This window comes from Dietzia sp. 2505, from assembly GCF_040546785.1.
In the GTDB taxonomy this organism is placed as follows: Bacteria; Actinomycetota; Actinomycetes; order Mycobacteriales; family Mycobacteriaceae; genus Dietzia.
Genome location: NZ_JBEPON010000007.1, coordinates 178,867 through 199,623 on the forward strand (window position 1 = coordinate 178,867; position 20,757 = coordinate 199,623).

Consider the following 20,757-nt stretch of genomic DNA (forward strand, 5'->3'; position numbering starts at 1 on the left):
GCCTGCCGGGAGGTTTCCATGTTGCAGAACGCTCTGGCCGCCACGCTGCGCGTGGGTGTGGCCACCACCAGCGAGGTGGCTCACATCGTCGTCGACCACACCCTGGGCCGTTTCCTGGACACCAACCCGGACAAGGTTCGCTGACCATCCACTCGAGCCGGGCCGCTACGAGCCGGAACGCGTCCGGGTCGTAGGGCGGCGCGCCGGGGATCACATCCCGTCGGCCGTGCCCTCGCTCCCGCCGAGGGCGTGATCCGGCTGTTCCGGGGTCTGATAGATGCGCTTCTGTTCCTCGAGGTCGCGCGATCCCGTGGTCGCGGTGCCGTCACCGTTGCCGACGCTCCGGCCGTCGCTGTGTCCACCGCTGCCCGGGGCGTCCGGGTCGATTCCGGTCGCTCCCTGATCCGCGGAACGATCCGGCGTGCTTCCGTCACCGACACGCGTTCCGTCGATGGTGTTGCCCAGGTCCTCTGGGGTCTCCGGGGGTGTCTCCGAGCTCATGTGGTCCTCCTGGGTCGTGCGAGTGGGGGTGGTGACGACCCTAACCGCGACGGCCTCCACGTGCTTCCGGACATCGCCGCCGGATCTGCCGGTGACCGCACCGGAGCAACGAACAACCGGGACCGCCTATCCTGGTGCCCATGTCGGACAATCCCTTCGGTCGGGTCATCACCGCGATGGTGACCCCAATGCACGATGACGGCTCGATCGACTTCGACGGGCTGCAGCGACTCGCGGTCCACCTCGCCGATCACGGTCACGACGGGCTGCTGGTCAACGGCACCACCGGTGAGTCCGCCACGACCACCGACCAGGAGGACTACGACGCCGTGGCCGCGGTGGTCGAGGCGGTCGGTGACCGTGTGTCGGTGATGGCCGGCTGCGGGACCAATGACACGGAGCACTCGATGCGGGCGGCCGCCGCGATGGTCGAGCGCGGCGCCGACACGCTGCTGGTGGTGACTCCCTACTACAACAAGCCCACCCAGCACGGGATCGTGGAGCACTTCCGGATGGTCGCCGAGGCGGGAGGGCGACCCGTCATGGCCTACGACATCCCGGGTAGGACCGGCACGGCCCTGTCCTCCGACACGATCCGCCGATTGGGAGAGATCCCCGGCCTCCGCGCGGTCAAGGACGCCAAGGGCGACCTGTTCGAGGCCAGCCGACTGATGGCCGAGACCGATCTGCTGTGGTTCTCGGGTGACGACGTGCTCAACCTCGCGTTCCTCGCACTGGGCGCCACCGGGATCGTGTCGGTGGTCGGGCATGTGGCCGGAGACGACTACCGGGCCATGGTCGACGCCGTCGATGCCGGTGATCTCCCCCGGGCCCGCGAGATCCACACCCGCCTCATCCCGGCCGTCGACGCGATCATGCACACCTCGCAGGGGGCCATCCAGATCAAGGCCGCGCTGAAGATGCGGGGCCTGCTCGGCTCCGACACGCTGCGTATGCCCCTGCTCCAGGGCCCGCCGGAGCACCTCGAACGGCTCCGTGAGGGACTGGCCGCGTCCGGCCTCGCGTGACCTCTTCGGGCCGGCCTGACCCCTTCGGGCTGGCCTGACCCCGCCGCGGGCCGACTACCGGAACGCGGACATCTCGGTGCACCGCTCCCAGAGGGCGGCGGCGACCCGCTCGTCGCGGGACCTGCTGCTCGACCTGGCGATCGTCGGGTACCCCCTCAGTCCGCCGAGGCGGTCGGGGCCCACGAAGGTCGCACCCGGCAGGTCCGGCACGGTCGCGGCGTAGAGGACGGACAGGGCGCCCGTCTCCGGCGTCAGTCCGGCCCACGAGATCGAGTTGCCCAGCTCGAAGAACCGGTCGGCGGCCGGGCGGCCACTCTGCCGGAGGAGTTCGGTGGCGGTGTACCCGGGGTGGGCTGCCATCGACCGGATCCCCCTGCCCTCGCGACCGAGCCGGCGCTGCCATTCATAGGCCAGCATGATGCAGGCCAGTTTCGAGTTGGCGTAGGCGGCCATCGGCCGGTATCCGCGCAGGTCCATGCTCAGATCGTCGGTGTCGACGCGCCCGCGGAGGTGCGCCAGCGACCCGAGCCAGACCACGCGATCGGTCAACCGCGGCAGCAGGCCGGCGGTGAGGGCGTGGTGAGCGAGGGCGTTCACGCCGAACTGCATCTCGTGACCCTGGGCGGTCCGCGAGGGCGGGAGGTTCATGACACCGGCGTTGTTGATCAGGACATCCACCCGATCCACGGTCCCGGCGACGAACTCGTCCACCGAGTCCAGGTCTGCCAGATCGAGCCGACGGACCAGCGCCAGGTCACGCACCGCCGGCGGCAGGGTGGCCCGGGCGGCCTCGGCCTTCTCGAGGTTCCTGCACGCCATGACCACCCGGGCGCCCCGGGCCACGAGTGCCTCTGTCGTGGCCAGGCCGATCCCCGCGTTGGCTCCGGTCACGACGAGGGTCCGTCCCGTCTGGTCGGGGACGTCGGACGCGGACCATCTGGGCGTGCGGCTCATGGGTGACAGTCAACCAGCCGTGCCTGCGTCGTGGTCGGACACCTGTGTGGTAACGCCGGGGGAGACGCCGCGATGTTCTTGTGACAGACTCGCGTGAGGCGGGTGAGATCCCACGCGTCACACACGCCTTTCGTCTTCGACCGAGATCTCGGAGTTCCCTCATGACGTTCGACCGCCGTTCCTTCCTCCGCCGCGCCGGTCTCGGTGCGGCCGGGGCCGGCGCCCTCGCCGCGGGGCTCACTCCCGCGGTCGGTGCCCAGTCATCCATCCCCGCACCGCTCGGTGCACTCCCCGGCGCGGGTGCAGGAGTCCCGATCGGCACGCTGCTCGACTACGCGTCGGGCCCGCCGTCGGCGGCGTCCGTCCGCGCGGCCGGCCACATGGGCGCGGTGCGGTACTGCTCGAACCGCCGACCCGGAGCCGAGTGGATGACCGGCAAGCCGTTGTTGCGACGTGAGGTCGACGACTTCCGTGCGCACGGCCTGAACATGGTCTCGTGCTACCAGTTCGGTAGGGACACCACCGCCGACTGGCGCGCGGGCGCGGCGGGTGGCGACCACCATTCCAGGATCGGTATCGGTATCCACTTCGCCGCCGGCGGTCCCCGCGGGGTCCCGATGTACGCCGCGATCGACGACAACCCCACCCGCTGGGAGTTCGACAACCTGATCGCGCCGTACCTCGAGCGCTTCCGCCACCACCTGCACGGCGCGGGCATGAAGCTCGGCGTGTACGCCAACGCCCCGACCATCGACTGGTGCCGCCAGCGCGGTCTGGGTCAGTACTTCTGGCAGCACGACTGGGGCTCCGGCGGGCGCCTCAACCCGAGCGCCACCATCCACCAGCTCCCCATCCGCCAGCAGGTGACGGTGGGTGGCGTCGTCTCCGACCTCAACCGCGTCTACGCGCTCGACTACGGCCAGTGGTGGCCGACCGACCCGGCCGCGCTCGTGGGCGCCGCGCTGGGCAGCGTGGGCTGAGCCGGGAGGCCCCGTGCGCCGGGGCGCGGCAGGTGAGCGCCGGGTCGCCGGGGCCCGGTCGGGTCAGTCGACGGTGATCTCGCCCATCGTTCCCCACTCCTCGCCGTCGACCGTCGTGTTGATGATCCGCGGCGTGCGCTGGAGGTACTGAGCGGCGGAGCCGGTGAACTCCGTGAAGTGGGCCGACCCGACGTGCTCGGCCGGCGCGTCCCCGTCGCGGAACGCCTCGCAGAGCAGGAAGGTGGTCGGGGCGTCGGGCGAGCGGTACCAGTCGAACCACAGGTTGCCGGGCTCCGCCCTGGTGGCCTCGGTGAAGTCGCGGGTGATCTCGAGCCACGAGTCGGCGAACTCGGGCTTGACGTCGAATCTCACGTTGATGAGCATCATGGCCCCATCCTGCCCGGGCCGACGCGACCTCGTCGAGTGCTGCGCCCCGCACCCGATACCGAGGTGACTCGACCAGGAAAGCCGAACGGGCCTACCCTGTACCGGGTGACCATCGAGCTGAGCATCGAGAACCCCTGCGTCCCGCAGACGGAGGCCGACTCCTCCGTCCGCGCGGTCTGGGACCGGCTGTCCGTGGACGCCACGCGGAGTCGCGACGAGCCCCTCATCGCCGGCCTGGTCCTGGATCTCGTCGACGGATGCGACGACCTGGGCGAATCCCTCGCGAGGCTCGCGGCCTCACGCATCGCGACCCCCGAGATCGGCCGGCACGTCCTCGAGAAGGAGATCCGGGCGATCCTGGTCGAGCACCCGCACGTCCTGGAGGCGGTCGCGGCCGACCTCGTGGTGAGCTTCGAGCGCAACCCGGCCTATCCGAACTACCTGGTTCCCTACCTGTTCGCCAAGGGATTCCTCGGGCTCCAGATCCACCGTGTCGCGCACGAGATGTGGAACTCGGGACGGGTCATGGCGGCCTCGTTCCTCCAGAGCCGTGTGTCCGAGGTCTTCGCCATGGACATCCACCCGGCCGCGCGCGTGGGCTCCGGGATCCTCGTGGACCACGCCACCGGCATCGTGGTGGGTGAGACCTGCGTGATCGGGGACGGCGTCTCGATACTCCAGGGCGTCACCCTCGGCGGGACGGGGAACGAGGACGGCGACCGCCACCCCAAGATCGGTTCGGGGGTGTTGCTGTCGGCCGGGTCGATCGTGCTGGGCAACGTGCACGTCGGCGAGTGCTCGCGGGTGGCCGCCGGCTCGGTGGTGCTCGACCAGGTCCCGCCGCACACGACCGTCGCGGGGGTGCCCGCCAGGGTGGTGCGGCGTCACGCCGACTCGGTGGTCCCCGCCGAGCAGATGGACCAGGAGATCGACCCGGGCGCCGAGTAGGCGGCACGGGTCACGCGGTCGAACGGGACACGGGCGGAGGGCACTGTATGCGGGTACTCGTGGTCGACGACGAACCGGCGCTCCTCGAGAGCGTGCGGCGCGGGCTCGCCGCCGGGGGATGGGCGGTCGAGACGGCCCCGGACGGGGAGATCGGGCTCGAGATGGCCGCCGACGGGGACTTCGACGTGGTGGTCCTCGACATCATGATGCCGCGTCGCAGTGGCTACGAGGTGGTGCGCGAGATGCGCCGTCGCGAGATCTGGACCCCCGTGCTCATGCTCACCGCGAAGGACGGGGAGTACGACGAGGCGGACGCGTTCGACCTGGGCGCCGACGACTACCTGGTCAAACCGTTCTCATTCGTGGTCTTGGAAGCCCGGCTCAGGGCGCTGGTCAGGCGGGGTGCCCCCGAGCGTCCCGTCTCGTTCGTCGCCGGTGACCTGGAGGTCGATCCCGCCGCGCGGGAGGTGCGGCGGGGTGGTGAGCGGATCCCGGTGACGGCGCGGGAGTACGCGGTGCTGGAGTACCTGATCCGGAACCGCAACCAGGTGGTGTCCAAACCCCAGATCCTGCGGGCGGTGTGGGATGCCGCGTACGACGGGGACGACAACATCGTCGAGGTCTACGTGGGCTACCTGCGTCGCAAGATCGACACCCCCTTCGGTGCACGGGCGATCGAGACCGTGCGTGGACAGGGCTACCGACTGGTCGACAGCGAGATGGCGGGGGCCGGGGGCTGACCGCCCCGGCTCCCCGCCGCTCTGGCTCCGACCCTCTCGTCCTGTCCGCGTCACCGGACCCGCGGGCGATCCGCTCACTCGGTCAGCGAGAGCGCCTGCCGGTAGGTGAGCTTGCCGCCGGTCTGCATGATCGACCGTCGGTAGACCCGTTCCGCGACCACCATCACGGCCCCCGCGACGACCAGGGTGATCACCGCCGCGATGACCGGCTCCCACCACTCGGCCGTGCCCTCGACCAGGCGGATCGGCATCGTCACCGTCGACATGATCGGCACGTACGAGCCGATCACCTGCCAGGTGCCCTGGAGGAACAGTCCCGCGAAGGACGCGATCATGATCAGGGTGAGCAGGGGGGACGAGGTGGACTGGACGTCCTCCGCCCGCGTGGCCAACGCGCCGGCGACGGCGAACAGGCACGCCAGTGCGACGAAACCGATGACGAAGAGCACCAGGTACCAACCCGCAGCGCCGGCCACCGAGGGCAGGAGCGCGGAATACTCGGTGAACGTCAGGCCGATCAGTCCGATGGCCACGAAGATCGCCATCTGGCCCAACGCGAGCACCGTGGCGCCGACGACCTTCCCGACGAGGAGCTGGCGCAACGGGATGGCGGCGGCGAGGATCTCGACGATCCGCGACTGCTTCTCCTCGACGACGCTGTTGGCGATGGCGTACCCGAAGAGGATCGCCGCCATGTAGAACAGGAAGACGAAGACGAACCCGGCGATCAGCTGGACGCCCTCGTTGGCCGCCCCGTCGGGATCGAGCAGACGCTCCTGCACGACGGAACCGGCGGTGAGCTCCTCGACGGAGACGTCCGCGGTGGCGGCATTGCGCTCGAGGGCGTCGGCCGCGACCACGGAACCCACCGCGGCGGCGATGTCGGAGTCGACCCCGTCCGACCCGACGAGCGTCCACGCGCCCGGTTCACCGAGCAGAGCGGCGTCGGCGTCTCCCTCCCGCACCGCACGTTCGGCGGCGTCGGGGTCGGCGACCTCGACGACGGACAGTTCGATCGTGGAACCGGCCACCGGCTGCGCGTCGGACCCGGCACTCTGGTCGGCGCCTCCGCCGTTCGCGGCGGACCCGGCACCGGCGGCCTGCACGATGGCCGCGGCGTCGTTCGAGGCGACGGCCACGGTCTTCTCGCCATCGCGCCCGCCGAGGAGGAACGACAGGCCGAACGCGACGACGAAGATCGCGATCGTGGTGAGGGTGGAGATGATGAAGTTGCGATCGCGGAGCTTGACCATGATCTCGCGACCGGCGACGATGCGCCACGCGGAATCGGTCGCCGGTGGCCGGGTGGGGGTCGTGGTGGTCATGACGTCACCTCGCGGTAGATCTCGGACAGGGTCGGGACGACCTCGGCGAGTTCACGGACGCTTCCGCGCGCCATCGCCTCACGGAGGACCAGATCGGTCACCTCGGGGCGGTCGAGGTCGATCAGGGCGATGGGTCCGTCGACGTCGACGACGTGGACCCCCGGCAGCCCCCGGACCCACCCGGCGTCGGTGCCGACGACGAGGCGGTGCAGGACGCGCCCCCGTCGGCGGAGGTCGTCCACCGTCCCGCGGGCGACGACCCGCCCGCGCGCCAGGACGACGAGGTGGTCGCAGAGTCGTTCCACCAGGTCGAGCTGATGCGAGGAGAACAGCACGGGCACGCCCTGGCTGGTGTACTCGCGCAGCAGGTCGACCATCGAGTCGACGGCGACCGGGTCGAGCCCCGAGAAGGGTTCGTCGAGGACGAGCAGTTCCGGCCCGCCGATGACCGCCGCGACGATCTGGACGCGCTGCTGATTACCCAGGGACAGCGACTCGAGCTTGTCCGCCGTGCGGTCGCCGAGTCCGAACCGCCCGAGCAGCTCGGTCGCCGAGCGTCGTGCCCCCTCCGGACTGCGCCCCTGGAGTCTGCCGAGATAGACGAGTTGGTCCAGGATGGGCTGCTTGGGATACAGCCCGCGTTCCTCCGGCATGTACCCGAAGGTGCGACGGTCCGCGACGGTCACCTCCCGGCCACGCCATGTGACCGTGCCGGCGGAGGGCTGCAGCACGCCCATGATCATCCGCATGGTGGTGGTCTTCCCGGCGCCGTTGCCGCCGACGAAACCGGTCATCGCCCCTCGCGGGACCTCGAATCCGACATCGTCCACGGCGAGGGTCTCCCCGAAGCGTCGGGTGAGCCCGTCGAGTTCCAGCATGGTGTCCTCCCTGGTGTCCTGTACCGGGTCCACGCTATTGCCGACGGGTGGCCCGGCGGATCAGCCGGGAGGATGACATCTCCGGGGCTGGTCGGGCGGTTCTCCCCCTCAGGAGGGAGACGGTCGGCGGACGACCGCCAGGGGCGTCGCGGTCACTCGCCGGGCTGGACGAGACCGGCCTCGTAGGCCAGGACGACCGCCTGGACTCGGTCGCGGAGGTGGAGTTTGGACAGGCACGCCGACACGTGGGTCTTGACCGTGGCCTCGCCCACGACCAGCGTGCGCGCGATCTCCGCGTTGGACAACCCCCGCGCGACCAGACGCAGGACCTCGGTCTCGCGGGCTGTGAGCAGGTCCAGGGCGGGCGGCCGAGATCCTGCGTCGGCGGGGGAGGGGTCGCGGCCATCCGACGAGGCGGGAGTGGTCAGTCTCTCAATGACCCGTCGCGTGACCTCGGGCGCGAGCAGCGCGTGACCGTGGCCCACCGCCCGGACCCCGTCGACCAGGTCCTCCGGGTCGGAGTTCTTGAGCAGGAACCCGCTCGCTCCGGCCCGCAGGGCGTCGAACAGGTAGTCGTCCCGGTCAAACGTGGTGAGGATCAGGACCTTGGCCAGGGCCTCTCCGGAGATGAGCCGCGTCGCCTCGATCCCGTCGGTGCCCGGCATCTGCACGTCCATCAACACCACGTCGGGTCGCAGCCGCCGGCACATCTCGACCGCCTCCGCGCCGTCGGCGGCGTCGCCGATCACCTCGAGGTCCGGTTCCACGCCGAGCATCATCGAGAAACCGGAGCGCATGAGCGCCTGGTCGTCCACCACCAGGACCCGCAGGACCGCGGTGGAGTCCTCGCCCACCGCGGCGCCGGGTCCCGCCCTGTTCTCGCTCATCCCCGCTCGGCGTCCACGTCGGGGCGGTAGGGCAGACGCACCCGGACCCGGTAGCCGCCGGTCACCCGGGGCCCGATCTCGCACTCCCCGCCGTGAGAGCGCACCCGTTCGCGCATGCCCAGCAATCCCAGGCCGCTCCCCGAGGTCCCTGCCCGGGGGCGACCGGCGTCGGTGATCTCCACCTCCGCGTACTGGCTGCCGCCCGGGTTCTCGCCCGTGCGCAGGACCACTCCCGCGCGGTCGGCGGTGGAGTGTCGCCGGATGTTGGCCAGGGCCTCCTGCGCGGTCCGGTACAGGGACAGACCGACGATCGGCGGGACCTCCTCGAGCGGGTGGCCCGTCCCGGTGACCACCGAGACGCTGGTGGAGAAGTCGGCTGAGTCGTGGGAGGCGGCCAGCCGCTCGATGTCGGTGACCCCGTGTCCCGCGGAGCGGGAGGGATCGGGGGAGGAAGTCGGGTCTCCGGCGGGGGAGGCCGCGGCGTCGGCGGAGGCCGTGGCGGGGAGCCGGTCGGCCGACCGGAGAGCGCCGAGCAGGGCCCGCATCTCCCCGACCGCGGAGCGGGACGACTCCTCGACGGTCCGTAGGGCGCCGGCGGCGGCGTCGGGGTCGTGTCCCATGACCCGTCGTGCGGCGCCGGCCTGGACGCCGATCGCCGCGACGTGGTGGGCGATCACATCGTGCAGCTCCCGGGCGATCCGCAGACGCTCCTCGACGACGGCGCGGTCCCGCAGGGCCTCGGCCTGGTTCTCGATGGTGTCGGCCTGCTCGGCCAGGGAGTGTCGCCGCCGTGCACCCCGCCACGAGGCGATCCCGAGTGCGGCGGCGCCGCCGAAATAGACGATGTTGATGAGCGCGGTGTAGACGAGATAGGCGGGCACGGGAGGGACGAGCCCCGACGAGCGGTCGGTGTCATCGAGCGTGTCGAGGATCTGCTGCATCCCCGACCCCAGGGCGAGGTACCAGATCATCCACACCACGAGGGCGGCGGTGATCCCCACCGCCACACCCACCAGCGCCCTGCGGTCGCGGGCCCACGCCACCGCGGAGTAGACGGCGATGAAGTACAACACCTGCTGGGAGACCTGCCCCATCACCAGTGGCATGACGCTGCCGATGATCAACAGATGCGCGGTCGCGCCGAGGCCGGTCAGGAGCGGGAGCCGTCGGCGGATGGCGAGAAGGGCCGCCGCGCTCGCCATCGCCGCGTACTGGGCCCAGAGCGGAGCGCTCTCGCCGCCCAACACGCCCATGCTCCGCAGGATCTCCAGTCCCACGGCCGAGCAGGCGAACATGGCCAGGGCGAGGACCGCGTCGGCCCGGAGGTAGCTCTCCGGCAACGGTCGGGTCCATGCGTCCTCGGCGTCGAAGAGGCGGTTCAGGCGGGCCCACACGACAGCCGAGCCTATCCGCTCGCGGACCGGCCGGTGGCGCGGCGCCGCAGCGGCGGTCGCCCGGATCGGTCACGGCTGGTCGGGGAGGTCCCCGATGGTCTCGACCGGCAGGTCCACGACGAACCGCGCCCCTCCCGCGGGGGAGTCCTCGACCCGGACCGATCCCCCGTGGGAGCGGGTGATCTCGGCGACGATCGCCAGCCCCAGGCCGGACCCCCCGGTGCCCCGGGCGCGGTCGGCGTCGAGTCGGGCGAAGCGGTCGAACACTGTGTCACGTTGCTCGGGTGGCACCCCCTCGCCGTCGTCGTCGACCGTGATCACGGCGCGCGGTCCCGCGGGCCTCGTGCGATCCACGGTGAGCCCGATCGTCACGGCCTCGCGCGCGTGCCGCCGCGCGTTGTCGACGAGGTTGCGCACGACCCGGAGCAGGGCGTCGGGGTCGCCGACCAGTCGGGCGGGCTCCACCGCGCCGGTGACGTCGAGTCCGCCCAGTCCACGGAGCCGCCCGACCTCGGAGAGCACGATGTCGTCGAGGTCCACGTCCTCGCGACGCAGCGGGACTCCTCGCTCGTCGTTCTTGGCCAGCAGGAGGAGATCCTCGACCATCGACCGCATCCGCTGGACCTCGGGGAGCAGGAGGTCGTCCACGGTTTCCACGTCGACCGGGGTGCCGGAGGTCGAGGACAGCTCCAGCAGCGTCGACAGCGTGGACAGGGGGCTGCGCAACTCGTGCGAGGCGTCGCCGACGAACGCCACCTGGGCGGTCCTCGCGGCGTCCAGGCGGGCGAGCATCGCGTTCATCGTCCGGGCCAGGCGCGCGATCTCGTCCTCCGCCTCGGGCACCGGCACCCGCTCGCCCCGCCCCGAGGCGGAGATCTCGGCGACCCGCGACCGGATCGATTCCACCGGCCGCAGCACGCGGCCCATCGCGTAGTGCACGAACACCGCGGTCGCCAGTCCGGCCACGGGCACGAAGGACAGGAACAGGATCGCGCCCGCGGCGAGCACGGTGTCGTAACGGTCGGTGTCCGTGCCCACCTCGACGGCGAACGTCACGCCGCCCAGATCCACGCCGACCGACGTCACCCGCAGGTCCGCCCCGCTGGGCGATTCCAACTGGTGCCGGGTGATCTCCCCGGCCGCGGGCGCGGGCACCGGGGGCACGTCCTCCAGTCCGCGGGTGACCTGGGCGGCGAGCAGCCGGTCCCCCGGCCCGACTATCCGCACGAGGTCCACGCCGGACAGCGGTTCGGCCACGAGGTCGAGGGCGGCCCGGGGCCCGCGCGCGGACAGCGCCCCCGCCACGTCGACCGCCCGGCCCCGGTCCACCGTGTCGATCGCGCTGTGCGCGGCGGTGCGCAGCAGCAGCCACGCGCCCCCCGCCGCGGCGGCCAGCACCAGGATGACGATCCCGGTGGCGATCACGGTGGTGGCCGTGCGGATCGGCCAGCGTCGGGGCGTCGCGAGAACCTCGCTGCTCAGGGGCGCTGCTCGGGGGGGCTCTGCTCGTGGGGGCACGGCTCCATTGTGCGGCCACGTGGGCCCGACGGACAGGTCTGGAACACGTGTTAGCGTCGCGAGATGAGGGAATCGACGCACCACGGCCCGGAACCCCGGCTGGGACTGACCTTCAGCCAGAACGGGGACGGCACCGTGAGCTGGCACCAGCCGGTCGCCGACCAGTTCGTGGACCCGTCCGGGCGCTTCGCCACGGGAGCCCTGGCGGTGTTGGTCGACTCCGGTCTCGGGGCCGAGAACCATCGCCGTCGTCCCGAGGGGATGTGGACCGTCACCACCGAGCTCCGCCTGGACCTGCTTGCGCGCCCCCGTGAGGGGTCGACCGGCCTGGGCGTGCGCACGGACCACCTCGGCGACGACGGACACTGCCTCACCACGCGGGGCTACGTTCTCGATGACGACGGCGAGGTGGTCGCCGCGGGCCTGGTCAAGTCGATGGAGATCGCGGGGGTCGTGGACCCGGACGGCTACGATGACGAGCCGCCGTGGCCCTCGGCTCTGGCCCCGGGGACTCTGGCCGAGGTGTTGTGCCTGACAATCGACCACCACGATGACGGCCCGGGGGGCACCCGCGCGGTGGAGGCGGTGATCGCGCCCGAACCGGCGCTGGCCAACCCGCTGGGCAACCTGCACGGCGGGGTCTTCGCCGCCGTCGCGGAGGTGGCGGGTGCGGCGGTGTTCCCGCACGAGCGAGAGGTCAGTTCGTCCTCGCTCGACGTGAGATACGTGCGGCAGATCCCGCTCGTCGGTCCGGTCACGGTGCGCGCCGAGGCCCTCCACGACGGTCGGAGCTGGGGGATCGCGCAGGCGGTCACGCGGGACGCCCGTGGCCGGGTGTGCGCGGTGGCGTCGGTCACTGTCTACGGCAGGCGGTAGATTGTTGCCGTGTCACTCAAGTACGGTCGGGGTGTCCACGACATCGATCGACGGAGGAGACGCTAGTGAAGATCGGCATCATCCTGGGCAGTATCCGTGACGAGCGGGGCGGCGCGGCCGTGGCCGACTGGGTCACAGCGGAGGCGGCGTCGAGGGAGCTCGCCACCTACGACCTCGTCGACCTCAAGTCCTTCGACGTTCCGCTCCTCACCTCGGCCACCGTGCCGGGTGCCGCGGACAAGCAGTACGACGACGAGCGGGTCACCCGGTGGAGTGAGGCGATCGACTCCTACGACGCCTTCATCTTTGTGACCCCCGAGTACAACCACGGCGTTCCCGGCGCCCTGAAGAACGCCTTCGACTCACTCGGCGACGAATGGGCGGACAAGCCGGTCGCCTTTGTCTCCTACGGCGCCGAGGGCGGCGTACGCGCCGTGGAACAGTGGCGCCAGATCATCGCGAACTTCCGGATGTTCGGCGTCCGTCAGCAGGTGTCGCTGAGTCTGTTCACCGAGTTCGGCCCGGAGGGTCTCCAGCCGAACGACCGGCGCGCGGGGGAGATCTCCACCCTCTTCGACCAGCTCGAGGACGCGGTCCGTCGGTTCGCGCCGATCCCCGCGGGCAGCGCCTAGGACTCGACGCGCCCGACTCCCGACGGGTCAATGCCAGCCGGCCCGCCTCCACATGGAGGCGGGCCGGCCGTCTTTGACGCGGATCAGGCGAGCGCCGCCAGCGCGGAGTCGTAGTCCGGCTCGGTGGTGATCTCGTCGACGAGCTGGGTGTAGACCACCGTGCCGTCGGCGTCGAGCACCACGACCGAGCGGGCGCACAGGCCGGCCAGGGGCCCGTCGGCCATCTTGACGCCGTAGGTCGAGGCGAAATCGCTGCGGAAGGTCGATCCGGCGGAGGCGTTCTCGATGCCCTCGTCGGCGGAGAAGCGCTTGAGCGCGAAGGGGAGGTCCGCCGAGACGTTGATGACAGCGGTGTTGTCCAGGTCAGTGGCCTTCTCGTTGAAGGTGCGGACCGACTGCGCGCAGACGCCCGTGTCGACGCTCGGGAAGATGTTGAGCACGACGCGCTTGCCCGCGAGCGACTCGGAGGTCACGGGCGCCAGGTCTGTGCCGACCAGGTCGAAGGCCGGAGCGGTGGTGCCGACGGCGGGGAGCTCGCCAGACGTGGAGACGGGGTTTCCCTTGAATGCGGTGGTTGCCATGCGTCCGTTCTACCGGATGGGGGGCGCAGTCGGCGCGGGCACTGCCTGGCCGGTCTGGTCGACCGCCCGCCACAGGTACCAGGAGGCGACCGACCGGTAGGGGGCCCAGCTCTCCGCACGGGTGAGCATCCGGGCGGCGGTGGGGGGTCCGTCGAGTCCCGTGACCCGCTCGAATCCGCGCCGCACTCCGACATCGGCCACGGGGAACACGTCGGGCCTGTCCAACAGGAAGATCAGCACCATCTCCACCGTCCACCGGCCCACCCCGCGGACGGTGGTCAGGGAGGCGACCACCTCCTCGTCGTCGAGTCCCTCCAGCTCCGCCATCGTGGGGATCCGTCCGGTCCCCACCGCGTCGGCGAGGTCGCGGAGCGCGGCGATCTTGGGGCGGGAGACCCCGCAGGCACGGATCTCGTCGTCGGAGAGGGAGGCGAGGAGAGCGGGATCGAGATGGCGGGGTCCTGCCGCCCGCTCCCGGAGTCGGCCGGCGATCGTCGCGGCCGCCTTGACCGACAGTTGCTGGGACAGGATCGAGGAGGCCAGGCGGTCGAACAGGGTGTGCGGTCCGGCGTCCGGGGCGGGCGTGAGGGTGCACGGACCGACGGTCTCGATGTGGCGTCCGAGCTCGGGGTCCGCTCGGGAGAGGTATCGGACTGCGGCCGACTTGTCGTATCCTGCGGGCATACGAGCAGGCTACCGGGCGGTTTTCTGACCCATCCTGCCTCACAGGTAACAGCGGTACCGTGGCCGACGATAACTATCGGATCACGAAATGATTCACACTGTTTTTTCGGGGGAGGAACGCCATCGTGCGTAGGACACACATCCGTCTCGCAGCGGTCGCGGCCACGGCGGCGCTCGCGCTGGGGGCCGGTGCGGGGACCGCATCCGCCGGCTCGGCGGAGCTGCCGTCGGGAACCGCGCTCTACAACGGCCTGACCATGGTCGGCTGCCAGTACGTCGATCAGTCGATGCTCCAGATGTGCGGCGGCCTGGACGCGCTCACGAGCGACGACCCGGCGGTGCTCACGGTCAATCCGTTCACCACCGACATCGTGATCCTGGGTGCGGGCCTCTATCCCGACGGGGGGATCCGGCCGGTGCTGGAGGAACGGCTGAGGACCGGCTTCCGGCTCGCGCGGGAGTACCCCACCGCCCGCATCATCGTGACCGGTGGAGTTCCGCAGAACGGGCGCACGGAGGCCCGCGCGATGGGCGACTGGCTCCGCGGCGCCGGGATCGCACCGTGGCGGATCACCGAGGAGGGCAACTCCAACTCGACGGTCCAGAACGCCCGGTTCACGGACCAGATCTTCCGCGAGCGCGGGACCACCGGCGCGGTCGTGGTCTCTACGGGCGACCACGTGCAGCGTGCGGTGCTCAACTTCCGTCAGGCGGTCGACGGCCGTATCCCGGTGACGGGAGTGGTGGCCCGGGGTTGACCCGGGCTCGGCCGCGGGGGAACAAACCGCCCGGGCCCCGGGTTGTATGACGCGACAGCAATAACCGTCCCGTCAGAGGAGATGCCAGTGTCCGCCATCCGTCAGGTAGTCCCGCTCGGCGCGCAGTGGCCCGGTGTCGACCCGTTCCTGTTCGCGGTCCACCACCGCGACGAGTTCCCCGCGGCCGAGGGGGAGACCATGCGTCCCGCGGCCTCCCTCGAGGGCCGGTCCATCGGAGGCGACTTCTCCGGCAAGGACGGCTGGTCGATGTACCACGGCTCAGAGGTGCCCGGCTTCCCCCAGCACCCACACCGCGGTTTCGAGACCGTGACCGTGGTGCTCGACGGCGTGGTGGACCACTCCGACTCGCTGGGCGCCGCCGCCCGCTTCGGGCACGGCGACACACAGTGGCTCACCGCCGGTGCAGGGATCTCGCACTCGGAGATGTTCCCGCTGCTGGATCCAGACGCGACCAACACCATGGAGCTGTTCCAGATCTGGCTCAACCTCGCCCCCGAGGACAAGTCCGCCGAGCCGTACTTCGACATGTTCTGGTCCGAGGACACCCCGGTCATCGTCCGCGGTGAGGAGGGGGCCGCAGCGCGCTTCCGGGTGATCGCCGGGGAGATCGACGGGGTCCGGGCACTCGATCCGCCACCGCACTCCTGGGCCGCGCGCCCGGACAGCCACCTCGCCATCTGGATCGTCACCCTCGACCCCGGGGTCAGCACCGAACTCCCGGCCTTCGACCCGTCCGCCTCCAGGGTCCTGTACAACTACGGCGGCGAGCTGACCGTCGACGGTCAGCGGCTCGGCTACGACGCCGCCGTGCTCGCCCCCGAGGCGGTCTCGGTGACCGCGGGCGCGGACGGCGCGGCGTTCCTCGTGCTGCAGGCCCGGCCAATCGGCGCGCCCGTGGTCCAGCAGGGACCGTTCGTCGGTAACACCCGCCAGGACATTGTCACCGCGATGGAGGAGTACCGCGCCGGAGTGTTCGGCACCTGGCACCTGGACCGGAACGATCCCGTCCACGCGCACGACGAGACCCGCTTCGCCCGGTACCCGGACGGCAGCGAGAAGCGGCCGGTCGGTTCCCGCTGAGCCGTCCGGGCGCGTCTCCAGGCGGGCCGTCCGGCCCGTTGCTCAGGCGGGCCCTTCGGCCCGTCACTCAGTCGGGCCAGTGGCCGGTGCGCAGCAGCTCGAGGCTCTGCGGTTGGTCCAGCAGCGGCTGGCGCATCTGGTCCTGCAGGAACTCCAGTAGCGCCTCCGACAGCGGCGAGTTGTCGGAGGAGATGGCACCGCAGGCCACCGCCACGTGAAGGTTCTCGGCGAACCCGTCGATCGCGGTCTGCGCCACGCAGCTGTGCGTCGACACGCCGCACACGAGGAGGTGGCTCGCGCCGAGACGGTCCAGCTCGGCCCTCAGCTCGGTCCGGAAGAACGCGCTGTCCCGGGTCTTGACCACCTCCACGTGGCCTCCGGTGACGAGCCCGTCGAGGAACCGGGCCTGCTCGGTACCGGGGAACGCGAAGCCCTGGTCGTCTTCGCACATGTTGAGGGTCCAGGTGGAGCGGTCCTCGGCGTGCTCCGTCCGCACCAGGATCACCGGGCGGTCGGCCTCGTGGGCGGCGCGGATGAGCTCGTTGACCGAGCCGACCAACTCGTCCCGCACCGCCGCCAGTTCGGGGAACTCGAAGTACGAGTTCTGCATGTCGATCACCACCAGCGCCGTCCGGGCGTCGGTCTGCTCACGGGTCCGCCCGGCCGGCCGCCACCAGGTGTCGGCCACCTCGACCGGGGTGGTGCGCTTGTGCCGGTTGCGGTGCCACGCCTCCTCGATCAGTCGGGCCGCCTCCTCGGGCACCTCACGACCCTCGAGGTAGTCGTCGATGTGGTCGTATCCGATGCCCAGTTCCTCCTCATCGGTCTGGCCCTCGGCCTCGTCGAGAAGGTCGGCGGTGGGAACCTTGTCCCACAGCTGTTGCGGCGCCTCCAGGTGACGGAGCAGCTCCCGGACCTGGCGTTTGTCCAGCCCCGACAGCGGTAGGAGGTCGGCGGCTCCGTCGCCGAACTTGGTGAAGAACCCCGTGACGTTCTCGGCCGCGTGGTCGGCGCCGATCACCAGCAGCCCGCGGTCCCCGGCCACGGCGTACTGCGCCACCATGCGGTGGCGCGCCTTGGTGTTGCCCTTGGTGAAGTCCGTCAACTCCTCGCCGGTGGCCTGTCGGATCTCGCCGTCGAGTCCGTCCACTCCCGGCGCGATGTTCACCGTGAGGGTCTCGTCGGCACCCACGAAGTCCACGGCCGCCGCCGCGTCGTGCTCGTCGTGCTGCACGCGGTAGGGCAGGCGCACCCCCACGAAGACCGCCTCGCCGCCGTCGACGCGGACCCTCTCCACCGCCAGCTGTGCCAGTCGCCCGGCCAACGAGGAGTCCACGCCGCCCGAGATCCCGAGCACGAAGCCCTTCGCCCCGCTCGCCCCCAGGTAGTCGGCGAGGAATCGCACCCGTCGCTCCACCTCCTCGGCGGGGTCGATGCGGGGACGGACGCCGAGGGCGTCGATGATCTGCCGTTGTGTGGTGCGCATGGGCCCAGTGTGCTGGCGATGCCCGCAGCCCTGCCACCGGACGGCCCCGAGCACGGATCCCGGAGCGAGTACCCCCGGCGCCGGGTGGGGCGATGGGTCAGGCGTCGGCGTCGCGGACGAAATCGCCGACGACCCGCGGCCACGCCGCCACCTCGGCGGGCGTCCGCGCCACCTCGAGGCGGGCGTCCGGGAGCAACTCCAGCAGCTCCTCGGCCACGGCGAGCGGGTGCGAGGCGTCGTCCGGCCAGGCCAACAGGAGGGCGGGCACGCGGACCCCCGCGACCTCGGCCCGCGACGGGAGATCCGTGAGGGCCGCACCCCGGAACGCCGCCGGCAACCACTCGTCCGCCACGTCCGGGGCGGTGAACGGCCGGTCGGGGTCGATCGCCGGGGAGGTGGGTGGCTGCCGGGTCGTCTCGGCCCATCGGGCCCCTCCCCAGCGTGCGACCTGCCGGGCGGCCAGGTCGTAGAGCGTCGCCTGCTCGCGCCGCCACTCCCAGGCGGTCGGCGGGATCCCCAGCGTGAGCGAGGCGAACCGGTCCGGCTCGGCCACGGCGGCGGTGAGCAGGGTGGCCGCCCCCATCGACTGGCCCACCCCGTGCACCCGGCGTCCCGGGAAGACCTCGTCGAGCATCGTCAGCAGGTCTCGGGCCAGCGCCGGCCACGTGTAGTCCGCGGGATCGGTGGACCCCGGTGACCCGCCGTGCCCCCGTGCGTCGTACCGCAGGACGCGCAGACCGTCCCGGCCCGCCGTGAGGTCCAGCCCGAACGCCTCGTCGCGCCGCCGGCTCGAGGACAGGCCGTGCAGCTGCACGACCGGGAGCCCGTCGCCCCTGAGGTCGTGGGCGAGAGCTGCCCCGGTGCCGCCGGCCGGGGTGTGCGGCCGTCTCGTCGTCGTCACACTCCGCGCCCTCCCCCGTAACACGCCGCTCCTACCGTGCGGACCATGAGGCTCACCACCGTAACGCGGATGTCGCTCCCGGCCGGCGTCGTGCACCGGTTTGCGACGCACATCACCCCAGTTCAGGGCGAGGACACACCGCCGTCCTTCGACCAGGCGCGCCACGCCTCACTCGGTCCTCGCGCCGGGTCGTGGATGGCCGTGGCGTTCGCGCTGCCGTTCCCCGCCGATCGTGACCAGGTGGCGCGGGCGTGGCTCGCGGTGATCGCCCGGCACGGGACTCTGCGGACGGTGCTCGAGGGGGGAGACGGGGACGACGAGCTGCGGCTCCGGCCCGTCACCGTGCACCCGGTCGGGTGGCAGGTCGAGGCGGCAGAACAGGACGAGGACCCCCGATCGGTGGTGCGGCGGGTGTTCGACCAGGCCTGTTGCCCGTTCGCGACGCCGTCGCACTCGCTGTGTCTGGTGGAGCCGGAGGACGGGGACGAGCGGCCGGTGGTGGTGATCGGGCTGGACCACTCGCACGTCGACGCGTGGTCGCTGCTCGTGTTGTTGCGGGACTTCTGCTCGAGCCTGGACGATCTCGCGTGCGGACTCGAACCGGGCACCTGCCTGGCCCCGGCGGCCGCGTTCGCCGAGCACACCAGGGAGCTGGCGGAGCGCCCGCCCGCCCCACCCCGGGTGCACGACAGGTGGGCGCAGATCCTCGCCGGTGGCGGGATGCCGGTCTTCCCGCTCGACCTGGGCGACATCTCGTCCCCGCGGCAGGAGGTGGTGGAGGTCCGCGACGTGCTGGACCCCGACGGCGTGGCGGCGCTCGACGCCGAGGCGGAGGCGGGTGGCGTGCGGATGGTCGCGTTGGCGATGGCGGAGATGACGGCGGTGTTCCGCAGACGGGGCGGGGTAGGCCTGCGGGCGGTGCTTCCCGTCCACTCACGTCATCACGAGAGGTGGCACGACTCGGTGGGCTGGTTCATCACCAACTCGGTGATCGAATGCTCCGATCCGGACCCGCGGGCCTGCGCCGCGGCGGTCCGCGACGCCGTCGAGTTGGGCTCGCACGCCCTGGGGCCGATCCTCGAGCCGCACGGCGGGATGCCGCACACGCCCGGGATGTTCGCCATCTCCTGGCTGGACCACCGCCGGCTGCCGATCGACGTGGACCTGAGCCTGGGCCCGCAGCACGTGTCAGCGGCCATCCGCACGGACGGGGTGATGGTGTGGTTCGTGGTCAACGGCTCCGGCCTGCACGTGCGGTGCCGCTACCCGGATACCGCCCGGGCCCGCGCCTCGGTGGGGGGCTGGTTGGACGAGCTGTGCGCGGGCCTGGTCCGGCGGTCCTTCCGCGGACCGGCGCCGCGTGCCCGGGGAGGCGTGGCGGGGCCGAGGGACCCAGACGACGGGGAGCGGCCCGCAGCCTCGCCGGGCCGAGCCGTCGTCCCCGCCTGACCTCGTCCCCGCCTGACCTCGTCCCCGCCTGACCTCGCCCCTGCGGCGGCAACGCTTACACCTCCGGTCCTCCCGGGTTGCAACCCTCGGCCAGCATCTGCTCGTCGGCCACGACCGGACGCCACGGCTCCAGGTTCCAGGTGCGCTTGTCCGGCTCGAGGATCCGCGCCCACGTCCAGTGGCAGTCGAACTGCTGCCGCATCCCGGGAGTGTCCCCGTCCGGGGCGAGCGCGAGCACCTCCTGCCAGGCAGAATCCGAGTCCTGCGCTCCCCACGCCTCCCGGCCCGCCGGGGTGGGCGCGACCTTCAGCGTGACGCCGAAGTCCGAGTCCGCCCACGTGGCCGAGGCGATGAAAGGGGGCGCCGGGGTCGGGGCCCCCTGAGTCGGGGGCGCAGCAGGTGGTGGCAGGTCCCGTGACGACGACGACGTGGTCCGATCCACGGGAGGTCCCGCATCCGGCCGGGTCCCGGTGTCCGAGCAGCCCGTCGCGGCCACGATCGCGAGCAGTGCCGCGGCGGCCAGGAGCGGTCTGGCGGGGTCATGGGGCATCAAATGCATTCTGCCAGGCGGCGGTTCGCGGGCTCGTTTGAGAAACTCGCGGGGCGCATGGGGTTGCGCATCCGGCGTTCCTGCCGCGATCCTGTGTTCCGGGGAGACTCGGTGGCCGCGGAGAGCCCGCACACCACCCCGGTGCGAGGAGCGTTACTCATGCCCGTTATCGACTTCAGCCAGCTGCAGATGTTCTGGG

General features: G+C 71.5%; 23 protein-coding genes and 1 pseudogene. 10 read left to right on the plus strand and 14 right to left on the minus strand.

Annotation, left to right across the window (positions count from 1 at the left end; translation table 11 throughout):
* Positions 1–18 precede the first annotated feature (18 nt).
* A complete protein-coding gene (locus ABIE38_RS14200) occupies positions 19–144 on the plus strand; it encodes a hypothetical protein (RefSeq protein WP_259847360.1) in 126 nt (41 codons plus the stop codon).
* A gap of 66 nt (positions 145–210) precedes the next feature.
* On the opposite strand, the gene ABIE38_RS14205 is transcribed toward ABIE38_RS14200, so the two are convergent.
* Positions 211–501, minus strand: a complete 291-nt coding sequence (locus tag ABIE38_RS14205; protein WP_354057341.1) for a hypothetical protein — start codon at positions 499–501, stop codon at positions 211–213.
* Positions 502–641: 140 nt separating this feature from the next.
* On the opposite strand from ABIE38_RS14205, the gene dapA reads away from it, so the two are divergent.
* The gene (dapA, locus tag ABIE38_RS14210) at positions 642–1,529 is read left to right on the plus strand and encodes a 4-hydroxy-tetrahydrodipicolinate synthase (RefSeq protein ID WP_354057343.1); all 888 of its coding nucleotides are present in this window, start codon (positions 642–644) and stop codon (positions 1,527–1,529) included.
* Between the two features lie 54 nt (positions 1,530–1,583).
* Here dapA and ABIE38_RS14215 read toward each other — a convergent pair whose 3' ends face one another.
* Positions 1,584–2,483: an SDR family NAD(P)-dependent oxidoreductase gene (locus ABIE38_RS14215; protein WP_354057345.1), complete on the minus strand. Its 900-nt coding sequence runs from the start codon at positions 2,481–2,483 to the stop codon at positions 1,584–1,586.
* 161 nt (positions 2,484–2,644) lie between these two features.
* Between ABIE38_RS14215 and ABIE38_RS14220 the strand changes: the two genes are divergently transcribed.
* A complete protein-coding gene (locus tag ABIE38_RS14220) occupies positions 2,645–3,463 on the plus strand; it encodes a DUF1906 domain-containing protein (protein WP_179523707.1) in 819 nt (272 codons plus the stop codon).
* A gap of 63 nt (positions 3,464–3,526) precedes the next feature.
* Here the strand turns inward: ABIE38_RS14220 and ABIE38_RS14225 are convergent, their stop codons facing one another.
* Entirely contained in the window at positions 3,527–3,850 is a 324-nt protein-coding gene (locus ABIE38_RS14225; protein WP_354057347.1) for a putative quinol monooxygenase, read from the minus strand.
* A gap of 105 nt (positions 3,851–3,955) precedes the next feature.
* Between ABIE38_RS14225 and ABIE38_RS14230 the strand changes: the two genes are divergently transcribed.
* The gene (locus ABIE38_RS14230; protein ID WP_354057349.1) at positions 3,956–4,798 is read left to right on the plus strand and encodes a serine acetyltransferase domain-containing protein; all 843 of its coding nucleotides are present in this window, start codon (positions 3,956–3,958) and stop codon (positions 4,796–4,798) included.
* Positions 4,799–4,845: 47 nt separating this feature from the next.
* A complete protein-coding gene (locus ABIE38_RS14235; protein ID WP_179523704.1) occupies positions 4,846–5,538 on the plus strand; it encodes a response regulator transcription factor in 693 nt (230 codons plus the stop codon).
* Between the two features lie 74 nt (positions 5,539–5,612).
* On the opposite strand, the gene ABIE38_RS14240 is transcribed toward ABIE38_RS14235, so the two are convergent.
* The 5 genes from ABIE38_RS14240 to ABIE38_RS14260 form a co-directional block, all read right to left on the minus strand.
* On the minus strand, positions 5,613–6,863 hold the full coding sequence (locus ABIE38_RS14240; protein ID WP_354057351.1) for an ABC transporter permease: 1,251 nt from the start codon (positions 6,861–6,863) through the stop codon (positions 5,613–5,615).
* Positions 6,860–7,741, minus strand: a complete 882-nt coding sequence (locus ABIE38_RS14245) for an ABC transporter ATP-binding protein (protein ID WP_354057353.1) — start codon at positions 7,739–7,741, stop codon at positions 6,860–6,862. The genes ABIE38_RS14240 and ABIE38_RS14245 overlap by 4 nt, the downstream gene beginning before the upstream one ends.
* Before the next feature lie 152 nt (positions 7,742–7,893).
* On the minus strand, positions 7,894–8,628 hold the full coding sequence (locus ABIE38_RS14250) for a response regulator (protein ID WP_354057355.1): 735 nt from the start codon (positions 8,626–8,628) through the stop codon (positions 7,894–7,896).
* Positions 8,625–10,022: a sensor histidine kinase gene (locus ABIE38_RS14255; protein WP_354057357.1), complete on the minus strand. Its 1,398-nt coding sequence runs from the start codon at positions 10,020–10,022 to the stop codon at positions 8,625–8,627. The genes ABIE38_RS14250 and ABIE38_RS14255 overlap by 4 nt, the downstream gene beginning before the upstream one ends.
* A 69-nt stretch (positions 10,023–10,091) precedes the next feature.
* Positions 10,092–11,540: a sensor histidine kinase gene (locus ABIE38_RS14260; RefSeq protein WP_354057359.1), complete on the minus strand. Its 1,449-nt coding sequence runs from the start codon at positions 11,538–11,540 to the stop codon at positions 10,092–10,094.
* A 63-nt stretch (positions 11,541–11,603) separates the two neighbouring features.
* Here ABIE38_RS14260 and ABIE38_RS14265 point away from each other — a divergent pair, with 63 nt between their 5' ends.
* Together ABIE38_RS14265 and ABIE38_RS14270 are read left to right on the plus strand one after the other, a co-directional pair.
* Positions 11,604–12,416, plus strand: a complete 813-nt coding sequence (locus ABIE38_RS14265) for a PaaI family thioesterase (protein WP_354057361.1) — start codon at positions 11,604–11,606, stop codon at positions 12,414–12,416.
* Between the two features lie 65 nt (positions 12,417–12,481).
* A complete protein-coding gene (locus ABIE38_RS14270) occupies positions 12,482–13,048 on the plus strand; it encodes an NADPH-dependent FMN reductase (protein ID WP_354057362.1) in 567 nt (188 codons plus the stop codon).
* Between the two features lie 83 nt (positions 13,049–13,131).
* On the opposite strand, the gene tpx is transcribed toward ABIE38_RS14270, so the two are convergent.
* Together tpx and ABIE38_RS14280 are read right to left on the minus strand one after the other, a co-directional pair.
* Positions 13,132–13,629 carry a thiol peroxidase gene (tpx, locus tag ABIE38_RS14275; protein WP_179523696.1) on the minus strand — a complete coding sequence of 166 codons (498 nt, stop codon included), beginning with the start codon at positions 13,627–13,629 and terminating at the stop codon, positions 13,132–13,134.
* A gap of 9 nt (positions 13,630–13,638) precedes the next feature.
* Positions 13,639–14,313, minus strand: coding sequence for a DNA-3-methyladenine glycosylase family protein (locus ABIE38_RS14280; RefSeq protein ID WP_354057364.1), 675 nt, complete (start codon positions 14,311–14,313; stop codon positions 13,639–13,641).
* Positions 14,314–14,438: 125 nt separating this feature from the next.
* Here ABIE38_RS14280 and ABIE38_RS14285 point away from each other — a divergent pair, with 125 nt between their 5' ends.
* Both ABIE38_RS14285 and ABIE38_RS14290 read left to right on the plus strand, forming a co-directional pair.
* Positions 14,439–15,071 (plus strand): YdcF family protein, encoded by a 633-nt coding sequence (locus ABIE38_RS14285; protein WP_179523694.1) that lies wholly within the window; start codon positions 14,439–14,441, stop codon positions 15,069–15,071.
* Between the two features lie 87 nt (positions 15,072–15,158).
* A complete protein-coding gene (locus ABIE38_RS14290; protein WP_354057366.1) occupies positions 15,159–16,172 on the plus strand; it encodes a pirin family protein in 1,014 nt (337 codons plus the stop codon).
* A 67-nt stretch (positions 16,173–16,239) separates the two neighbouring features.
* Here the strand turns inward: ABIE38_RS14290 and ABIE38_RS14295 are convergent, their stop codons facing one another.
* The 3 genes and pseudogenes from ABIE38_RS14295 to ABIE38_RS14305 all read right to left on the minus strand — a co-directional run bounded on the left by ABIE38_RS14295 (position 16,240) and on the right by ABIE38_RS14305 (position 18,559).
* Entirely contained in the window at positions 16,240–16,860 is a 621-nt protein-coding gene (locus tag ABIE38_RS14295; protein WP_354057454.1) for a cysteine hydrolase family protein, read from the minus strand.
* Positions 16,840–17,658, minus strand: a pseudogene (gene nadE, locus ABIE38_RS14300) (NAD(+) synthase); the annotation flags it as partial. The gene ABIE38_RS14295 and the pseudogene nadE, both read right to left, overlap by 21 nt.
* A 97-nt stretch (positions 17,659–17,755) precedes the next feature.
* Positions 17,756–18,559, minus strand: a complete 804-nt coding sequence (locus ABIE38_RS14305; protein ID WP_354057368.1) for an alpha/beta fold hydrolase — start codon at positions 18,557–18,559, stop codon at positions 17,756–17,758.
* A gap of 45 nt (positions 18,560–18,604) precedes the next feature.
* Between ABIE38_RS14305 and ABIE38_RS14310 the strand changes: the two genes are divergently transcribed.
* Positions 18,605–20,008 carry a condensation domain-containing protein gene (locus ABIE38_RS14310; protein ID WP_354057370.1) on the plus strand — a complete coding sequence of 468 codons (1,404 nt, stop codon included), beginning with the start codon at positions 18,605–18,607 and terminating at the stop codon, positions 20,006–20,008.
* 55 nt (positions 20,009–20,063) lie between these two features.
* On the opposite strand, the gene ABIE38_RS14315 is transcribed toward ABIE38_RS14310, so the two are convergent.
* Positions 20,064–20,558 carry a DUF2599 domain-containing protein gene (locus ABIE38_RS14315; protein ID WP_354057372.1) on the minus strand — a complete coding sequence of 165 codons (495 nt, stop codon included), beginning with the start codon at positions 20,556–20,558 and terminating at the stop codon, positions 20,064–20,066.
* Between the last annotated feature and the right edge of the window lie 199 nt (positions 20,559–20,757).

What these genes read in the sequence shown, in the direction of transcription:
- ABIE38_RS14200 (WP_259847360.1), top strand. Translation starts at nt 19, where the DNA reads ATGTTGCAGAACGCTCTGGCCGCCACGCTGCGCGTGGGTGTGGCCACC.
- ABIE38_RS14205 (WP_354057341.1), bottom strand. Translation starts at nt 501, where the DNA reads ATGAGCTCGGAGACACCCCCGGAGACCCCAGAGGACCTGGGCAACACC.
- dapA (WP_354057343.1), top strand. Translation starts at nt 642, where the DNA reads ATGTCGGACAATCCCTTCGGTCGGGTCATCACCGCGATGGTGACCCCA.
- ABIE38_RS14215 (WP_354057345.1), bottom strand. Translation starts at nt 2,483, where the DNA reads ATGAGCCGCACGCCCAGATGGTCCGCGTCCGACGTCCCCGACCAGACG.
- ABIE38_RS14220 (WP_179523707.1), top strand. Translation starts at nt 2,645, where the DNA reads ATGACGTTCGACCGCCGTTCCTTCCTCCGCCGCGCCGGTCTCGGTGCG.
- ABIE38_RS14225 (WP_354057347.1), bottom strand. Translation starts at nt 3,850, where the DNA reads ATGATGCTCATCAACGTGAGATTCGACGTCAAGCCCGAGTTCGCCGAC.
- ABIE38_RS14235 (WP_179523704.1), top strand. Translation starts at nt 4,846, where the DNA reads ATGCGGGTACTCGTGGTCGACGACGAACCGGCGCTCCTCGAGAGCGTG.
- ABIE38_RS14240 (WP_354057351.1), bottom strand. Translation starts at nt 6,863, where the DNA reads ATGACCACCACGACCCCCACCCGGCCACCGGCGACCGATTCCGCGTGG.
- ABIE38_RS14245 (WP_354057353.1), bottom strand. Translation starts at nt 7,741, where the DNA reads ATGCTGGAACTCGACGGGCTCACCCGACGCTTCGGGGAGACCCTCGCC.
- ABIE38_RS14250 (WP_354057355.1), bottom strand. Translation starts at nt 8,628, where the DNA reads ATGAGCGAGAACAGGGCGGGACCCGGCGCCGCGGTGGGCGAGGACTCC.
- ABIE38_RS14265 (WP_354057361.1), top strand. Translation starts at nt 11,604, where the DNA reads ATGAGGGAATCGACGCACCACGGCCCGGAACCCCGGCTGGGACTGACC.
- tpx (WP_179523696.1), bottom strand. Translation starts at nt 13,629, where the DNA reads ATGGCAACCACCGCATTCAAGGGAAACCCCGTCTCCACGTCTGGCGAG.
- ABIE38_RS14280 (WP_354057364.1), bottom strand. Translation starts at nt 14,313, where the DNA reads ATGCCCGCAGGATACGACAAGTCGGCCGCAGTCCGATACCTCTCCCGA.
- ABIE38_RS14310 (WP_354057370.1), top strand. Translation starts at nt 18,605, where the DNA reads ATGAGGCTCACCACCGTAACGCGGATGTCGCTCCCGGCCGGCGTCGTG.
- ABIE38_RS14315 (WP_354057372.1), bottom strand. Translation starts at nt 20,558, where the DNA reads ATGCCCCATGACCCCGCCAGACCGCTCCTGGCCGCCGCGGCACTGCTC.